We start from the raw sequence: 17,146 nt of genomic DNA, 5'->3' as shown, positions 1-17,146 counted from the left end.
ATATATGCGCTATGCTGGACGCGGACACAGTCCCGCCGCGCCCGGTCCGCCGGGCACTGCCAGTCGAAGCCCCCAGAGCCCGGCCGCGCCCACCTCCTGCACGGAGCCGCGGCCAGCGGCTCGCCAGCAGTGAAGGAGCAACCGTGAGCAGCGTCGACACGTTCGGGTCGAAGGGAAACCTGGAGGTCGGTGAGAACTCGTACGAGATCTTCCGACTCTCCGCCGTCGAGGGGACCGAGCGCCTTCCGTACAGCCTCAAGGTGCTTGCGGAGAACCTCCTGCGGACCGAGGACGGGGCGAACATCACCGCGGACCACGTGCGTGCCATCGCCGCCTGGGACCCGGACGCGCAGCCCGACACCGAGATCCAGTTCACGCCCGCGCGCGTGATCATGCAGGACTTCACCGGCGTGCCCTGCGTCGTGGACCTCGCTACCATGCGTGAGGCCGTCGCCGACCTCGGCGGGGACCCGGAGCGCATCAACCCGCTCGCGCCCGCCGAGATGGTGATCGACCACTCCGTGCAGATCGACGTCGCCGGCCGTGCCGACGCGTTCGAGCGCAACGTCGAGATCGAGTACCAGCGCAACCACGAGCGCTACCAGTTCCTGCGCTGGGGCCAGACGGCGTTCGACGACTTCAAGGTCGTCCCCCCGGGCACCGGCATCGTCCACCAGGTCAACATCGAGTACCTGGCGCGCACCGTCATGACCCGCGAGGTCGACGGCGTGCTCCGCGCCTACCCCGACACGTGCGTCGGCACCGACTCGCACACGACGATGGTCAACGGCCTCGGCGTGCTCGGCTGGGGCGTCGGCGGCATCGAGGCCGAGGCCGCGATGCTCGGACAGCCCGTCTCGATGCTGATCCCGCGCGTCGTGGGCTTCAAGCTCACGGGCGAGATCCCCGCCGGCGTGACCGCGACCGACGTGGTGCTCACGATCACCGAGATGCTGCGCCAGCACGGCGTCGTCGGAAAGTTCGTCGAGTTCTACGGCGACGGTGTCGCGTCGGTGCCGCTCGCCAACCGCGCCACGATCGGCAACATGAGCCCGGAGTTCGGCTCCACGGCCGCGATCTTCCCGATCGACGACGTGACGCTCGAGTACCTGCGCCTGACGGGCCGCAGCGAGGACCAGGTCGCACTGGTCGAGGCCTACTCCAAGGAGCAGGGGCTCTGGCTCGACCCGAGCGCCGAGAGCTACGTCCAGCCCAAGTTCTCCGAGTACATCGAGCTCGACCTCGGTTCGGTCGTGCCGTCGATCGCCGGCCCGAAGCGCCCGCAGGACCGGATCCAGCTCAGCCACGCGAAGTCCGCGTTCGCCCGCGACCTGCCGAACTACGCCTCTGACGTCATCGACTCGGTCGACCAGGCCGAGCTCGAGTCGTTCCCCGCGTCCGACTCGCCCTCGACCCACGCGCAGGTGCGCCGCGAGGTCGCGGTGACCGACTCGAACGGCAAGGAGTTCAACCTCTTCCACGGCGCCGTGGCGATCGCGTCGATCACCTCGTGCACCAACACGTCGAACCCGTCGGTCATGATGGCCGCTGCGCTCGTCGCCAAGAAGGCCGTCGAGAAGGGACTGACCGCCAAGCCGTGGGTCAAGACCTCGATGGCCCCCGGCTCGCAGGTCGTGACGAACTACTACGAGAAGGCCGGCATGTGGCCCTACCTCGAGAAGCTCGGCTTTCACCTGGTCGGCTACGGCTGCGCCACCTGCATCGGCAACTCGGGCCCGCTCGACGAGAAGGTCTCCGAGGCGGTCCAGGAGAACGACCTCGCGGTCGTCTCCGTGCTCTCCGGGAACCGGAACTTCGAGGGGCGCATCAACCCCGACGTGAAGATGAACTACCTGGCCTCCCCGCCGCTCGTGATCGCGTACGCGCTGGCCGGGACGATGGAGTTCGACTTCGACCACGACCCGCTGGGCCGTGACGAGAACGGCGAGCCGATCTTCCTCAAGGACATCTGGCCGACGGCCGAGGAGGTCGAGCAGACCATCGCCGGGTCGATCGACCGCGCGATGTTCGAGTCCGACTACGCCGACGTCTTCACGGGCGACGAGCGCTGGCGCTCGCTCGAGACGCCCGAGGGCTCGACCTTCGAGTGGGACTCCGAGTCGACCTACGTGCGCAAGCCCCCGTACTTCGAGGGCATGGGCACGACGCCGGAGCCCGTCTCCGACATCTCGGGCGCCCGCGTCCTGGCGAAGCTGGGCGACTCGGTCACGACCGACCACATCTCGCCGGCCGGTGCGATCAAGACCGACAGCCCGGCGGGGGTCTACCTCGCCGAGAACGGGATCGCTCGCAAGGACTTCAACTCCTACGGCTCGCGCCGCGGGAACCACGAGGTCATGATCCGCGGGACGTTCGCGAACATCCGTCTGCGCAACCAGCTCCTGAACGACGTCGAGGGTGGCTACACCTTCAACTTCGTCAAGGGCGAGCAGGACACGATCTACGACGCCGCGCAGGACTACGCCGCGCAGGGCACCCCGCTCGTCGTCCTCGGTGGCAAGGAGTACGGCTCGGGCTCGTCCCGTGACTGGGCGGCCAAGGGCACCGCGCTCCTCGGGGTCAAGGCCGTCATCACGGAGAGCTTCGAGCGGATCCACCGCTCGAACCTCATCGGGATGGGCGTCCTCCCGCTGCAGTTCCCGGCCGGGGAGAGCGTCGAGTCCCTGGGGCTCGACGGCACGGAGACGTTCGACATCGCGGGTGTCACGGCGCTCAACGAGGGCCGCACGCCGTCGACGCTGGCCGTGACCGCGACCAAGGAGTCGGGCGAGACCGTCACGTTCGACGCCGTCGTCCGGATCGACACCCCGGGTGAGGCTGACTACTACCGCAACGGCGGCATCCTGCAGTACGTGCTGCGGTCGCTCGTCAACGCCTGACCGACCCGAGTCCCGTAGGGGCGTCCACCGTCACGGTGGGCGCCCCTACGGCGTCAGGGCCTCGTAGGACCGGCGGATCAGCCGCTCCAGGACGTCCATGTCCACGCGCTCAAGGTTCGTCACGTACAGGCACCCGACACCACGCCGGTGCGGTCCGAGCTCGGCGAGCAGGTGGTCGTCGTCGTCCTGGCCGTAGAGGTAGAACGTCGTCGCCGCGGTACGCGGCGAGAACGCCGCCGCGGGCATGTCGCCCTCGTGCCCGGTCGCGTACCGGTAGTGGTGGCTGCCGTAGCCGATGATGCTCGGCCCCCACATCACGGGCTCCAGCCCGGTGATCTGCGCGTGCAGGTCGAGGAGCGTGTAGGCGTCGCGGCGCCGTGTCGGAGAGCGGACGGTCTCCACGAACTGCCCGACGTCCGCGTCGGTCGGACGGGTCTTCGCCTCGTACGCCATCTCCTGACGGTAGCGAGGATCGACCGCGGGCGCCGACCGGGGCGGTCGAGGAACGGCCGCATCGGGAACGTTCGTTACGGGAACAGCTGCGGTGCGTCGTCGAGCACGGCGTCGATCGCGGCGAGCCCGAGGCGGCGGTAGGCGGCGTGGTCGTCGCTGCTCTCGACGAGCGCGCTGGCCACGACGACCGCCCATCCCGCTGCCCGCCGCCACGTGGCCCTCGAGGTGTCGCAGAGCTCGGTCACGACGGAGCGGAACTCGTCGCGCGCGGAGCGGTCGAAGGTGAGCCACGCGGTGGCGAGGTCGGTCGCCGGGTCACCCGCACAGACGTCGCCGAAGTCGATCACCGCACGGAGCTCGTGCGGCGCCGCCGTGTCGAGGACGAGGTTCCCCGGGTGGAGGTCGCCGTGGAGCCATCGCGGTGGGCCGTCCGCGACCGGTGCGGCGCACGCGGCCTCCCACACCTGGGTGAGGTCGCGGGCACGCGGTACGACGCCGGCATCCAGCCGTCGGCGCACGTCGCCGTCGCGGTGCGTCAGCGGGACCCCGCGGTACGGGTTCTCCGGGGCACCGGCCGGGGCGGGCGTATGGAGCGCCGCGAGGAACGTGGCGAGCGGTCGGGCGGCCGCACCACGGCTCCGGCCGTCGAGGCTCAGCGCGCTCACCCCCTCGAACCACGGGACGACGCTCCAGGCCCACGGGAACGACGACGTGGGCCTGCCCACCCGGACCGGTGCTGGTACGGGACAGGGGACGAGCGCAGCGATCGACGGCAGCCAGCGCTGCTCGTGGCGGACGAGGTCGGCCGAGAGACGACGGCGCGGCAGTCGGACCGCGAGGTGGTCGCCGAGGCGCAGGGTCGCGTTGTCCCACCCGTCGGTCTCGGGTCGCAGGGGCAGGGTGGCGAGGTCCGGGTGCTGCTCGCGGAGCAGCTCCCGGACGAGGTCCGTGTCGATCCGGACGTCGGCGCGAGGGGTGTCGGCCACGGCGCTAGAGGACCGGACGTTCGTCTGCCGCGTCCCAGGGTTCCGCCCAGCCGAGCCGCTCGAAGAGAGCGTCCAGGACCCCTCCTGTGAAACCCCAGACGATGTGCTCGCCCTCGTTCCCGACGACGCGGAAGGCGGGGCTCCGGAACGTCCGCGAGCCGTGTCGCACGACGGCCGTGAACCGGGACCGGGCGTCGAGAAGGTCCGCGACCGGCGCACGGAACACGTACGCCGACTCGCGCTCGTCCACGACGGCGACGGGCGAGGGCTCGGCCCACCACGCCAGCACCGGGGTGACGCGGTGGTTCGAGACGGGGAGGGGGAGTGCGCCCAGCGGGCCCAGCACCTCGACCCCGGCAGGGTCGAGGCCGGTCTCCTCGACCGCCTCGCGCATCGCGGCGTCGAGCACCGAGTCGTCCTCGGGGTCGACCCGCCCGCCGGGGAAGGCGACCTGCCCGGGGTGGCTGCCGAGCGTCGTGGCCCGTGCCAGGAGGAGCACGTCCAGCTCGGCGGCCACGGCCTGCGAGCGGTGCTCGGCCGGGACGTGGTCCAGGGCCCCGAACAGGACGAGGACGGCCGCCTCACGGGCCGTGGCGTCCAGGCGTCCGACGGCGAGCCGCCACGGGCGAGGCCAGGCCCCGCCGTCGTCGGTCAGGTGAGCGAGCTCGTCCCGGGCCCGGCCGAGCGGTCGAGAGGCGCTCACCAGCCGGCGGGCAGCGGACGCCCCTCCTCGTACCCGGCCGCCGACTGGATGCCGACGACGGCGCGTTCGGCGAACTCCGGCAGGCTCGTGGCCCCCGCGTAGGTGCAGGAGCTCCGGAGTCCGGAGGTGATCTCGTCGATCAGGTCCTCGACGCCGGGACGCTGCGGGTCGAGGTACATCCGGGAGGAGCTGATGCCCTCCTCGTACAGGCCCTTGCGGGCACGGTCGAACGCCGATCCGCCGGCCGTCCGCGCGGCGACAGCCCGGGCCGAGGCCATCCCGAAGCTTTCCTTGTAGCGACGCCCGGTGCCGTCGTCGTGCAGGTCGCCCGGCGACTCGAACGTCCCCGCGAACCACGACCCGATCATCACCTGCGAGGCTCCTGCGGCCAGGGCGAGCGCGACGTCGCGCGGGTGTCGGACCCCGCCGTCGGCCCACACGTGCTTGCCCAGCTCGCGGGCGGCGGCGGCGCACTCGAGCACCGCCGAGAACTGTGGCCGCCCGACCGCCGTCATCATGCGCGTCGTGCACATCGCCCCGGGGCCGACCCCGACCTTGACGATGTCTGCGCCCGCGGCGACGAGGTCCCGGACGCCGTCGGCGGTGACGACGTTGCCTGCGGCGATCGGCACGGTCGGCTCGAGCGCCCGGACGGCGGCGAGCGCCTCGAGCATCTTGGTCTGGTGGCCGTGGGCGGTGTCGACGACGAGGACGTCGACGCCGGCCCGCAGGAGCTCGGCGGCCTTCGTGGCGACGTCGCCGTTGATCCCGACGGCGGCGCCGATGCGCAGACGGCCGGAGTCGTCGAGCGCGGGGGAGTAGATGCTGGACCGCAGCGCACCCTTGCGCGTGAGGATGCCGACGAGGGCACCGTCCCGGACGACGGGTGCGACGTGGACCCGTGCGGCGTGCAGCTGCTCGAACACGCGACGGAGCCCGTCGGTGCCGTCGAGGTCGGCGGCGTCGACGACGACGCTTGCGTCCGACATCACCGCGTGGACCTGGGTGAAGCGGTCGACCCCCTCGCAGTCGCCGCCGGTGACGATCCCGAGGACCTGCTCGTCCTCCACGACGACGGCGGCCCCGTGCGCCCGCTTGCCGAGCAGCGTCAGGGCCGTGTGCACGGTGTCGTGGGGGCCGACCGTCACCGCCGTGTCGACCACCGGGTCCTTGGCCTTGACCGAGGCGACGACGTCCGCGACCACGTCGGTCGGCACGTCCTGCGGGATGATCGCGATCCCGCCGCGTCGTGCCACGGTCTCTGCCATCCGACGCCCGGCGACCGCCGTCATGTTCGCGACGACGAGCGGGAGGGTGGTCCCCGTGCCGTCGTCCGTCGCGAGGTCGACGTCGAACCGTGAGGTGACCTCGGAGCGGGACGGAACCATGAACACGTCGCCGTAGGTGAGGTCCGTCGTGGGGTGCTGATCGGAGAGGAAGTGCATACCCTGAGTCTACGGTGGTGGTCTGTGACACTGCGCACATGCCACGGCGGTGTCACCATCGGGCCGGTCGACCGCCTATGGTGGTCCGGCTATGGAGAACGGAGCACCCATGTCGTCAAGTCGCGGGCCACTGCTGGCCGGCATCACGTCGCCGGAGGACGTACGACGCCTCTCGAGCGCCCAGACCGTCCGGCTGTCCCAGGAGATCCGGGACTTCCTCGTCGACTCGGTCTCACGGACCGGGGGACACCTGGGGCCCAACCTCGGCGTCGTCGAGATGACGGTCGCGATGCACCGTGTCTTCCGCTCGCCGACCGACACCTTCGTCTTCGACACGGGCCACCAGTCCTACGTGCACAAGCTGTTGACGGGGCGTCAGGACTTCTCCGAGCTGCGGTCCAAGGACGGGCTGTCGGGCTACCCGAGCCGGGCGGAGTCCGCGCACGACGTCGTGGAGAACTCTCACGCGTCGACCGCGCTGAGCTGGGCCGACGGGATCGCCAAGGCCAACGTCGTGCGCGGTCTGACGGACCGCCATGTCGTCGCCGTCATCGGCGACGGAGCGCTGACGGGCGGCATGGCCTGGGAGGCGCTGAACAACATCGCGGAGTCGCAGGACCGCCGGCTCGTCGTGGTGGTCAACGACAACGGCCGCTCCTACTCGCCCACGATCGGCGGCCTCGCACACCACCTGGACACCCTGCGTGTCACCCAGGGGTACGAGGCCTTCCTCGGGTGGGGCAAGCGTGCCCTGACCCGTGGCGGCGCCCCCGGTCGCTTCGCCTACGACTGGCTGCACGGGCTCAAGAAGGGCCTCAAGGACGTCGTCGCCCCGCAGGGCATGTTCGAGGACCTCGGGATGAAGTACATCGGTCCTGTCGACGGGCACGACGTCGAGGCGATGGAGCGCGCGCTGCGCGCCGCACGCGCGTTCGGTGAGCCGGTGATCGTGCACGCGATCACCGAGAAGGGCCGCGGGTACAGCCCGGCGGAGCAGGACGTCGCGGACCGGTTCCACGCGGTCGGCAAGATCCACCCGGAGACCGGGCTGCCCGTGGCACCGTCGCGGTTCGGGTGGACGTCGGTCTTCGCCGACGAGATCGTCGAGATCGGGCGCGACCGCAAGGACGTCGTCGCGATCACGGCGGCGATGCTGCACCCCGTGGGCCTGGCTCCGTTCGCCCAGGAGTTCCCCGACCGCACGTTCGACGTCGGGATCGCCGAGCAGCACGCGGCTACCTCCGCGGCGGGCATGGCCTTCGCCGGCCTCCACCCGGTCGTTGCCGTGTACGCGACATTTCTCAACCGAGCCTTTGACCAGGTTTTGCTCGACGTTGCCCTCCACCGGGCGGGGGTGACGTTCGTCCTGGACCGCGCCGGGGTGACCGGCTCGGACGGGGCGAGCCACAACGGCATGTGGGACATGGCGATGCTCCGCATCGTCCCCGGTCTGCGGCTCGCCGCGCCCCGGGACGAGAAGACCCTGCGCACGGCGCTCCGCGAGGCCGTGGACGTCGACGACGCACCGACCGTCCTCCGCTACCCCAAGGGTGCGATCCCCGCGCCGATCGAGGCGGTCGACACGATCGACGGTGTCGACGTGCTCGCACGGCACGCGGGCGACCCGGACGCGCCGCGCGTGCTCGTCGTGGGCGTGGGCTCGATGGTGCCCGTCGCGCTCGACGCGGCCTCGTCCCTGGCTCTGCACGGCGTCTCGGCGACGGTCGTCGCCCCGACGTGGGTGCTGCCGGTGCCGCCCGCCGTGGTCAAGCTCGTCCCGGAGCACGACGTCGTCGTCACCGTCGAGGACGGGCTGGTCGACGGCGGGGTCGGTGCGGCGATCGCGCAGAGGTCGGCGGAGGCCGGTGCGGGCTCGAGGTTCGTCCATGCCGGCATCGGGCACGAGTTCCTCGACACCGCGGAGCGGTCGGAGATCCTCGACGCACAGCGGATGACGGCCGGTGACGTGGTGCGCGACGTCCTCGGCGCGCTCGGTCGAGCCTGACGCCGCGCGGTGTGATCCGCGTCTATCTCCGACATCACGGATTCTTGACGCGCCTTGTGAAGACATTCACGATATCCTAAAGGGGCGACGACGGACCGTCCTCGCCGCACGGAGGAGACACGAATGACGAGCGTTTCGCAGGCTGCGCAGACCACCGGTGACGACGCACCTGTCGCTGCCTGGGCCGGATTCACTCCGGGCCCCTGGTGCGACCAGGTCGACGTCAGGAACTTCATCCAGGAGAACTACACGCCGTATGAGGGCGACGGGACCTTCCTCGCCGGCGCCACCGCCCGGACCACCGGTATCTGGGACCAGCTGAGCGCGATGTTCCCGGCCGAGCGCGAGAAGGGCGTCTACGACGTCTCCTACGACGTGCCCGCCGGCATCACCGCGCACGAGCCCGGCTACATCAACGAGGCCGCGGAGCTCATCGTCGGCCTGCAGACCGACGCCCCCCTGAAGCGCGCCATCATGCCGAACGGCGGATGGCGCATGGTCGAGGGCGCGCTCAACACCTACGGCTACCCGGTGGACCAGAACCTCAAGAAGGTCTTCACCGAGTACCGCAAGACGCACAACCAGGGTGTCTTCGACGTCTACCCGCCCAACGTCCGCGCGGCACGCAGCTCGCACATCATCACGGGGCTGCCCGACGCCTACGGCCGTGGCCGGATCATCGGTGACTACCGCCGCGTCGCGCTCTACGGCGTCGACCAGCTGATCGCCGCGAAGAAGGTCGACAAGCTCACGCTCGAGACCCAGCCGTTCAGCGAGAAGATCGCCCGCGAGCGCGAGGAGCACTCGGAGCAGATCCGTGCGCTCGGCGAGCTCAAGGAGATGGCGGCCTCGTACGGCTACGACATCTCGGGCCCGGCGACCACCGCCCGTGAGGCCGTGCAGTGGCTCTACTTCGGCTTCCTCGCCGCGGTCAAGGAGCAGAACGGCGCCGCGATGTCGCTCGGACGCACCTCGACCTTCCTCGACGTGTACATCGAGCGCGACCTCGCGGCCGGCGTCCTCACCGAGGAGCAGGCGCAGGAGATCATGGACGACTTCGTGATCAAGCTGCGCATCGTCCGGTTCCTGCGCACTCCCGAGTACGACGCGCTGTTCTCCGGGGACCCGACGTGGGTCACCGAGACGATCGGCGGCGTGGGGGAGGACGGGCGCCCGCTCGTCACCAAGAACTCCTTCCGGATGCTCCAGACCCTCTACAACCTGGGCCCGGCACCCGAGCCGAACATGACCGTCTTCTGGACGGACAAGCTGCCGCAGGGATTCAAGGACTTCTGCTCGCAGGTCTCGATCGACACCTCCGCCGTCCAGTACGAGTCGGACGACGAGATCCGTGCGGCCTGGGGCGACGACGCGGCGATCGCGTGCTGCGTGTCACCGATGGCCGTCGGCAAGCAGATGCAGTTCTTCGGGGCGCGGGTCAACCTGGCCAAGACGCTCCTCTACGCCATCAACGGTGGTCGCGACGAGGTGTCGGGCAAGCAGGTCTCGCCGACCGTCGCGCCCGTCCCCGAGGGGCAGCCGCTGGACTACGACGACGTCCGTGCGCGCTTCGACAAGACGATGGACTGGCTCGCGGAGACCTATGTCGAGGCGCTCAACTGCATCCACTGGTCGCACGACAAGTACGCGTACGAGCGACTCGAGATGGCGCTGCACGACAAGGACGTGCTGCGCACCATGGCCTGCGGGATCGCCGGACTCTCCGTCGCGGCCGACTCGCTCTCCGCGATTCGGTACGCGAGCGTCACCCCGGTCTTCGACGACCGCGGCGTCGTCGTCGACTACGTCACCGAGGGTGACTACCCCGCCTACGGCAACGACGACGACCGCGCCGACTCGATCGCCGTCGAGCTCGTCGAGTCGTTCATGGAGAAGATCCGTCGGCACACGATGTATCGCGACGCGGTGCCCACGCAGTCCGTGCTGACGATCACCTCGAACGTCGTCTATGGCAAGGCGACGGGCAACACGCCCGACGGCCGTCGGGCCGGCGAGCCGTTCTCCCCGGGAGCCAACCCGATGAACGGCCGTGACACGCACGGCATGCTCGCCTCGGCGCTGTCGGTGGCCAAGCTGCCGTACGAGGAGTCCCAGGACGGGATCTCGCTCACGAACACGATCGTGCCCGCCGGGCTCGGCCGGACGCGCGAGGAGCAGATCACGAACCTCTCCGGCCTGCTCGACGCCTCGTTCGGCGGCGGTGGCTACCACATGAACGTCAACGTGCTGGTGCGCGAGACGCTCGAGGACGCCATGGCACACCCCGAGAAGTACCCGCAGCTCACGATCCGTGTCTCCGGGTACGCCGTGAACTTCGTCCGCCTCACCCGCGAGCAGCAGCTCGACGTGCTCTCGCGGACCTTCCACGGCACCGTCTGACATGACCTGCCAGGTCGAGACGACCGACCTCGAGGCCCCCACCCGCCGTCGTGCGGGTGCGGGGCTTCGGGGGCTGTCCACCTCAGAGGTTCCGCGTGCAGAGAAGTTCGCACTGATGCGGACCGGCGAGCTCGGGTCGATGCACTCGTGGGAGCTCGTCACGGCGGTGGACGGCCCAGGGACCCGGATGACGATGTTCCTGTCCGGCTGCCCCCTGCGCTGCCTGTACTGCCACAACCCCGACACCTTCGCGATGAAGGACGGCGACCCCGTCCTCGCCGACGAGGTGCTGGCACGGATCAAGCGGTACCGCGGCGTCTTCTCCGCGACGAACGGCGGCATCACGCTCTCGGGCGGCGAGGTCCTCATGCAGCCGGCGTTCGCCGGCCGGATCCTGCGCGGCGCCAAGGAGATGGGCGTCCACACGTGCATCGACACGTCGGGATTCCTGGGCGCCAACGCCTCGGACGAGATGCTCGACGACGTCGACCTGGTTCTCCTCGACATCAAGGCGGGCGACGAGGAGACCTACCAGCGCGTGACGAGCCGGTCGTTGGCTCCGACGATCGCCTTCGGTCGACGTCTCGCGGAGCTCGGCAAAAAGGTCTGGGTCCGGTTCGTGCTCGTGCCGGGACTGACCGACGACCCCCGCAACGTCGAGCTCGTGGCCGGGCACGCCGCCGCGATCGAGGCGGTGCGCCCCGGGACCGTCGAGCGCGTCGAGGTCCTGCCGTTCCACCAGATGGCCCGCGACAAGTGGGCCGAGCTCGGCCGGACGTACGAGCTCGGTGACACCGAGCCGCCGACCCCCGACGCGACCGAAGCCGTCCGCGACGTGTTCCGTGCCGAGGGACTGACGACGTTCTGACAGAATTCGCGTGATTCGAACTGTCACCGCCAAGGGGATTCCCCAGCCATCCGGTACGTGGATCGGAGTGCCGAAGACGTCCGCCGCGGACGGTCACCGGTGGCAGGAGGCCCGTCGCCGGCAGTGTCATCAGGTACGGCTGTTTCGGATCGAGTAGGCGCATTCGTCGGATTCGTATACATCGCTCCTGGTGTGCTCCGAGCGGACGGATGGAGGTTCGGTGGCGACACCCCTGCGCGTTCATGCTGAGACGGGCACGACCTGGACCGTCGTCGGACCGGACCGCCGCGTCATCGAAACCGTCGAGGACTACCGAGAGCTGACCCCCAGTCGGACTACTCCCAGCACACGGTCCGCGCGTACGCCAAGGCGTTGGCGATGTGGGCGACGTTCCTCGAGGACCGTCAGCGTGCGTGGGATGCCGTGGTGCTTGCTGACGTCGGTGCGTTCTTGCGAGCCCTCCGGGCGGGCGAGATCGGTGCGGGCGTCTCGGCTCTACGGTCGGAGCGTGTGGTCTCCGACGCCACCGTCGCGGCCCGACTTGGGCCGGTGATGAGCTTCTACCGATTCCACGGGGCGATGGGCGTCCCCGCAGCGTCCTTCCTCTACGAGCAGGTCAACGCCCGCTCCGGCCGGTACCTGCCCTTCCTCGAACATGTCGCCCGTCGGAAGGGCAGCCGACGCTCGCCGTTGAGGGTCCCGACTCAGATGAGGGACGGTCCGGTCCTCGGCCCGGCGGCGATCGATGACCTGATCGCGGCTGAGGTCGCCTTCGACCCTGTCGCTTCAGCATCGAGACTGGACGACGGGGCGTGGGGACACGGCCAACGTGGAGATCGTCCCTCGTCCGCATCCGCACGGGATCAGGCCCGAGAGTGGTTCTCAGCGGGTGTTCGTCGGCAGCCGAGCCGATCGCTTGTACGGCGACAACGTGTGGTGGCTGTGCGAGCGCGGCGCGGATGCCGCCGTCGTCGACTGGGACTCGGCGTACATCTTCTGCAACGTCTACCGGGAGCCGATGTTGGGGCCACTGCGCGTCGAGAGCGTCTACGCGCACCTCGAGCGGACGAGGCGGCGCGTGCCCCTGGTGCCCGCCGCTTTGACCCGGCACTGGTTTCGCCACACCCACGCCACGGCATTGCTGCGCGCGGGCATGCCCCTGCACGTGGTCAGCCGACGCCTCGGCCACAGGAGTGTGCAGACCACGACCAACACCAACGGGCACATCACGGACGATGCCGTGTTGGCGGCGCTAGCGAACTGGCACGAGGTCGCCGCCGGCTGGGCGGCGAGGGCCGATGGCTGAGCCCGAAGCGGGCACCGGTAGGAGCGGCTGGGCGGGCAAGCGTGCCGACCGCGTGATCCTCAACGGACGGTGCAAGCTCCCCCACGGCAGACATGCAACCGCGGCAATGCGTGTCTCACCTGCGACAAGTTCGTTACCGACGCCAGCCACGGCAACGAATTGCGGCAACAGCTCGACTCCACCGAGTCGCTAATCTGGCTTAACGCAGTTGAGGGTGTAGTCGCGGTCTGAAGCCGCCGGCCTCGAGGAGCGATCGGGCGATGTAGTGAGTGAGGTTGCGGAAGCCGAGGGCGGAGCCGCGCAGGTGCTCGAGGTGGCCATTGATCGCCTCTGTCGGGCCGTTGCTGGTGCCGGGCAGGTCGAAGAACGCGAGCACGTCGGCGGCGCGCTTGGTCAGGGTCCGCCCGAGAGTGACGAGCTCAGTGAGCGCGGCCGGCACGCCGTTGGCCACCGAGTCGACGACCGCGGTCATCGCGGTGCGGCCCTGGGCCCGGTCGGGGTGACGGTAGGCGGCGATCATGCGCTGGTAGACGCCCCAGGTCTCCTCGACCTCGACGTGCTCGTCGGAGGCGAAGAGTGCTTCGATCCGGTTCTTCTGGGAGTCGGTGAGCAGGTCGGCACCGGGGTGCAGGGTTCGCCGGGCCTTGTCGAGCGGGTCCTTCGCTCGTCCGCGGTGGCCGTGCAGATCGAGCTGGACCCTGCGTCCCCACCGGTCCAGGGCGTCGCCGGCGAGGCGCACGACGTGGAACGGGTCCATGACTGCGGTTGCGTCGGGCAGTTCCTCGGCCGCGGCGGTCTTGAAGCCGGTGAAGCCGTCCATCGCGGCGGCCTATACCCGGTCGCGCCAGGTTTTCGGGCGGGCGGCGAGCCAGGTCTTGAACGCGCTCTTGGAACGACCTTCGACCATGTCAAGAAGCCTCGCCGGACCGGTCTGGTCGCGGATCGGGGTCAGGTCGATGATCACGGTCACGTACTTCTCGCCGCGCCGGGTCTGGCGCCACACGGGCTCGTCCACGCCGATCACGGCCACGCCGTCGAACCGGGCACGATCGCCGATCAGGGCCCGGCGCCCTTCGGCCAGGACGGCGTCGTTCGCGGTATGCCACGCGACCGCGAGGGCCTCGGCCACCCGCGCGACGGTCAGGTGCTGCACCACGAGGGCGACCAACGCCCACCGCACCGCCGCCCGGGACAGCCTCGCCAGCGGCCCGGCCACAGCCGTGGTGTCCTGACGCCACACCCGCTTGCAGGCTGAGCAGCGGTAACGGCGAACCCGCACCTGCAACGTCACCGGCCGACACCCGAACGGCTAGTGCGCCAGGCGCCTGGTCACAGTGTCTCGAGGAAAGCCCTCGGCGCCGCACTTGCGGCAGAACGCGTCGTCCACGCGTGCCACGACCCGGCAGGACAGCACCGCCCGATCGGGTTCCAGGCGCTGCCCGACCGCGACGAGACCGAGTTCGTCCAGGCGCGCGAAGGTAATCAGGTCAGGGGCAGCGAAGGTAGGTTCAGGCACGTCGAGGTCTGCCAGATGGGCAGTGTCAGAACTTCCATCCTGGGGGATCTGGACCCATCCCCGGAGCAGCTCAGCCCGCCAGCGCTACACCCTCAACTGCGTTGAGCTGCGATCCTCTCCCGCCTGCGCAAGGGGAACTTGCGGGCACTTGCGATGTGGCCTTCGACTACGCTCTCGATGGACGGCTCAAGACCGCGACGTTGAATGAACTTACGAATTTGGGTACCGAGCACGTCAACTATTACTACGATGATCTTGGCAAGGCCGAAGGGACGAGTTCGGGATATGGGTGGGGTGTGTGCGTCGCGAACGCTATGTATAACTCCTACGGTGAGCCACTGATGGTCGATGCGGGGAACTACTACGCACTGGTCCGGACCCATACGTACGAGCCTGGATGCAGGCGTCTGGCTCCGACGGCGTTGAACGTTGAGGGGACAGCAGGGACGTCCTATGCCTCTGCATACTCTCACGATTCGGCGGGAAATCTCGCGCGGATCGATAGCAACCCAACTCAGGCTGGAGTTGCACGAGATACTCAGTGTTTCGACCATGACGGGCTACGGAGGCTCACTTCAGCCTGGACTCTCGAGAATAGTTCGTGCGCGGCGGTGAAGATCACGACCGCCCTTGGTGGGCCAGCGGAGTACTGGACCGATTTCACCTACGACCCAATCGGCAATTGCACGTCGACTACCGACCACACCACGGCAGGGGCGGAAGCGCAGAACTACGCCTATCCGGCGTCGGGCCAGGGCCGTCCCCACGCAGTCGCGAGCGTGAGATCAGGGGCTAGCCAGTCAACGTTCGGCTATGACGAGACAGGGAAGACCGCGGTCCGGGACCTGCCAGGGCAGGGCACCCAAACTCTGACATGGGATGTCGAGGGTGAACGTGACTCGGTCGAGCAGGCTGGAACCCAGGGGGTTAACTTTATATACACCGCTGATGGTGACCGCCTAGTGCGTACCCAGGAGGGTGTCACCACTGTGCATCTTCCTGGCGGCCAGGAACTCGCGCTCACGGCTAGTGACCAGCAGGAAGCTACTCGCTACTACAGTTTCAACGGCGAAACCATCGCACTGCGTACCGGTCCCAGGTTCGACGACGTCACCACACTGACCTCCGACCATCAGGCAACAGCAACCGCCGCGGTGACGAACATCAGCTGCGGGATCACGCGCCGCTACGGGACACCGTTCGGTAGCGAACGTGGGCAGACGTCCGCCATGCCAGGTGACCACGGCTTCCTCGATAAACCCGAAGACACCACAGGCTTGACGTCAATCGGCGCCCGCTATTACGACAATACGACCGGACACTTCATCTCGGTCGACCCCATCATGGACGTCGCTGACTCACAACAATGGGCCGCCTACAACTGCGCCAATAATAACCCCACCACCTGGTCCGACCCCACCGGAATGATCTACTGCGGATCATCAACGTGCGCCCAACAGTTCGAGTACGGCACCGACAAGAAAACCAAAGAACGTACCGGAACGATATCAACCCGGACAAAAAGTGGGCCCTTTCGTCGAAGGAAGACGGTCATTATTCCAGTCAGTATTCCCACGGAACAGCCCGACCCTCCGACTTCAAAATCGACCGGTTCCAGTGCGAAAGATGAGGACTCGGGCAAGAAGAAGCCGCGGTACAAAAGAGCTCTCGACAGTACTTTGGAGTGGGGGAATTCTGCCGTTGATTGGGCTATGTCCGACGAAGGGAACGCAATCCTTGCGCGCGTTGGCCAAGGAATCGGAGTCGCCGCGGCGGTAGCGTGCATCATCGCCTCAGCCGGGCCGTGCACCGTGGTTGGCCTATTTGCTCCGGGCGCCAGCGCCACTGTTAATGGAATCGGAGTGGCACGCGGGGGTCAAAGCCCAACCGAGGCTGTCGCGAATACAGGATTTGATCTCGTTCTTGGAAAGATCCTGGGCGCGCGCGCATCGAGACGGGAAGACGTTCTTCGGACGGCGCTCGGGCAACACTCTGATCTAATCGGCTTCGCACGAAGGGCAGCCGACCCGGGAAAGGAATTCACAATCGGATTGGGGCGGGCTTTCCAATCAAGAACCATTCCAACAGCCACCCGAATCGCTGATCACGGATACGTTGGTGTGATGTCCGCCGCAGGCCAGACTGGGTGCACTCAGCATGCATCCGGTTGGCGGTGAGCGTTAAGCATGCCAGCCTATGTTGTTTTATTTGCGGTGCTAGCGTCGATATCGGGGTGGGCTCTTTGCGTTCTATCTATCTGGCGATCCAAATTGGTGACAATTGGAATCTCGCCACTGGGTGAAAACGTTGTCCTCATTGGATCACTGTTAGTCGCCTCTTTCGGAATATCGTGCTTCTACTTCCTTTTTGACCATTCCGGATTGCCCACCATAATGCTCTGGGCGCCAGTCGGGTCAGCCGGGTATTCGCTAACCTTGTGGCTGTCCCGTGATTGGCTATCGAAAACCGACGGGGACCTTCTCCTAGTGCGGCTTGAAACGAAAAGACGGATTTCACAAATTGCTGTACTTTCAGGTGTGACGACAGTTCTTCTCGCTATTCCA

At 68.3% G+C, this 17,146-nt stretch carries 10 protein-coding genes and 2 pseudogenes; 7 read left to right on the top strand and 5 right to left on the bottom strand.

The window, feature by feature from the left end; translation table 11 throughout:
• The first annotated feature begins 143 nt into the window (after positions 1 to 143).
• Positions 144 to 2,900 carry an aconitate hydratase AcnA gene (gene acnA, locus Q343_RS0110560; protein WP_029253546.1) on the top strand — a complete coding sequence of 919 codons (2,757 nt, stop codon included), beginning with the start codon at positions 144 to 146 and terminating at the stop codon, positions 2,898 to 2,900.
• 45 nt (positions 2,901 to 2,945) lie between these two features.
• Here acnA and Q343_RS0110555 read toward each other — a convergent pair whose 3' ends face one another.
• From Q343_RS0110555 to Q343_RS0110540, 4 genes are all read right to left on the bottom strand, one after another.
• Complete coding sequence (locus Q343_RS0110555) at positions 2,946 to 3,353, bottom strand: DUF1801 domain-containing protein (RefSeq protein ID WP_029253545.1); 408 nt, start codon at positions 3,351 to 3,353, stop codon at positions 2,946 to 2,948.
• A gap of 74 nt (positions 3,354 to 3,427) precedes the next feature.
• Complete coding sequence (locus tag Q343_RS0110550; RefSeq protein WP_029253544.1) at positions 3,428 to 4,339, bottom strand: aminoglycoside phosphotransferase family protein; 912 nt, start codon at positions 4,337 to 4,339, stop codon at positions 3,428 to 3,430.
• Positions 4,340 to 4,343: 4 nt separating this feature from the next.
• The gene (locus tag Q343_RS0110545; RefSeq protein ID WP_029253543.1) at positions 4,344 to 5,042 is read right to left on the bottom strand and encodes an NUDIX hydrolase; all 699 of its coding nucleotides are present in this window, start codon (positions 5,040 to 5,042) and stop codon (positions 4,344 to 4,346) included.
• Complete coding sequence (locus Q343_RS0110540; RefSeq protein WP_029253542.1) at positions 5,039 to 6,487, bottom strand: GuaB1 family IMP dehydrogenase-related protein; 1,449 nt, start codon at positions 6,485 to 6,487, stop codon at positions 5,039 to 5,041. The genes Q343_RS0110545 and Q343_RS0110540 overlap by 4 nt, the downstream gene beginning before the upstream one ends.
• A 109-nt stretch (positions 6,488 to 6,596) precedes the next feature.
• Here Q343_RS0110540 and dxs point away from each other — a divergent pair, with 109 nt between their 5' ends.
• The 5 genes and pseudogenes from dxs to Q343_RS0110520 all read left to right on the top strand — a co-directional run bounded on the left by dxs (position 6,597) and on the right by Q343_RS0110520 (position 13,066).
• Entirely contained in the window at positions 6,597 to 8,492 is a 1,896-nt protein-coding gene (dxs, locus tag Q343_RS0110535) for a 1-deoxy-D-xylulose-5-phosphate synthase (protein WP_029253541.1), read from the top strand.
• A 123-nt stretch (positions 8,493 to 8,615) separates the two neighbouring features.
• Positions 8,616 to 10,892, top strand: coding sequence for a formate C-acetyltransferase (gene pflB, locus Q343_RS0110530; RefSeq protein ID WP_029253540.1), 2,277 nt, complete (start codon positions 8,616 to 8,618; stop codon positions 10,890 to 10,892).
• A 1-nt stretch (position 10,893) separates the two neighbouring features.
• Positions 10,894 to 11,760, top strand: coding sequence for a pyruvate formate-lyase-activating protein (gene pflA, locus Q343_RS0110525; RefSeq protein ID WP_029253539.1), 867 nt, complete (start codon positions 10,894 to 10,896; stop codon positions 11,758 to 11,760).
• Positions 11,761 to 12,021: 261 nt separating this feature from the next.
• Positions 12,022 to 12,318, top strand: a pseudogene (locus Q343_RS15755) (site-specific integrase); the annotation flags it as partial.
• Positions 12,319 to 12,589: 271 nt separating this feature from the next.
• Positions 12,590 to 13,066, top strand: a complete 477-nt coding sequence (locus Q343_RS0110520) for a tyrosine-type recombinase/integrase (RefSeq protein ID WP_155990719.1) — start codon at positions 12,590 to 12,592, stop codon at positions 13,064 to 13,066.
• Between the two features lie 199 nt (positions 13,067 to 13,265).
• On the opposite strand, the pseudogene Q343_RS14075 reads toward Q343_RS0110520, so the two are convergent.
• Positions 13,266 to 14,582, bottom strand: a pseudogene (locus Q343_RS14075) (ISL3 family transposase).
• Positions 14,583 to 15,193: 611 nt separating this feature from the next.
• Between Q343_RS14075 and Q343_RS14925 the strand changes: the two are divergent.
• The gene (locus Q343_RS14925; RefSeq protein ID WP_162175483.1) at positions 15,194 to 16,759 is read left to right on the top strand and encodes an RHS repeat-associated core domain-containing protein; all 1,566 of its coding nucleotides are present in this window, start codon (positions 15,194 to 15,196) and stop codon (positions 16,757 to 16,759) included.
• Positions 16,760 to 17,146 lie beyond the last annotated feature (387 nt).

This window comes from Paraoerskovia marina DSM 21750, from assembly GCF_000701465.1.
GTDB classification, from domain to species: Bacteria; Actinomycetota; Actinomycetes; order Actinomycetales; family Cellulomonadaceae; genus Paraoerskovia; species Paraoerskovia marina.
Note: the sequence above shows the minus strand (reverse complement) of the source record. Positions and strands in the feature narration are given on the sequence as shown.